Genomic DNA, 827 nt, shown 5'->3' on the forward strand with positions numbered 1-827 from the left:
AGCGGGAGAAGCAGCCGTTTCTACTATCCGTGGAATGCATCCAAAAATTAAGGTAGCTCGTATACCAAAAGGTGTTAAAAAAGACGGTAAGCCTATTAAAGATGCAAACGACCTTGTTATGGAAGGGCGTTCACTAGAATTAAACAATCTCCTTCGTTTCAATGCTGCAAAAGAAAGTCCATCTGGTTCTGCTACTGTAGCAGAATGCTTAGATGATGCATTACGTAAACCAGAATGGGGTTTGGATTTTCCTTGGCCCGGGTTAACTAAACTCACATATGGTATCCGATATGGAGAAGTAATTGCGGTAGGTGGGGGCACTTCTGTTGGGAAAACTTTAATTGCTCACGAGATAGTATCACATTTGATCATGAAATATGATGTCAAATGTGGTATGTTCATGCTCGAAGAAACACCGGGGAATACTATAAAGAATGTTGCTGGTAAATCAGCTGGGATTACATTTCATAAACCTGATGTTGAGTTTGATCCAGATTTGCTCCGTCAAGAAGCTTTAAAATACGATGGAAAGATGTTTTTGTATCGTAACTTTGGGCAAAACGAATGGGAAGACATCAAACGTTGTATGCGTTTCTGGGTTCAAGAGCACGGTGTAAAAGTTATTTTCCTAGACAATATAACTTGTATGGTATCCCATTTAACAGCCACAGAAATCAATTCTGAGATATCCACAATTGGGGCTGAGCTTGCTGGCCTATGTCAAGAATTAAACTTCACCTGCTTCGTTTTTAGCCACTTAAATCCACCAAAAGCTGGCCCTACACATGAACAAGGTGGAGCTGTAAATGAAGCAAGTCGGAGGCCAA

1 protein-coding gene is annotated in these 827 nt (G+C 40.7%); it reads left to right on the forward strand.

The window, feature by feature from the left end; genetic code table 11:
• The coding region (locus N1032_RS24525; protein ID WP_259543127.1) for a DnaB-like helicase C-terminal domain-containing protein at window positions 1-827 on the forward strand (827 nt) is incomplete at both ends.

It is taken from the genome of Herbiconiux daphne (genome assembly GCF_024979295.1).
In the GTDB taxonomy this organism is placed as follows: domain Bacteria; phylum Actinomycetota; class Actinomycetes; order Actinomycetales; family Microbacteriaceae; genus Herbiconiux; species Herbiconiux daphnes.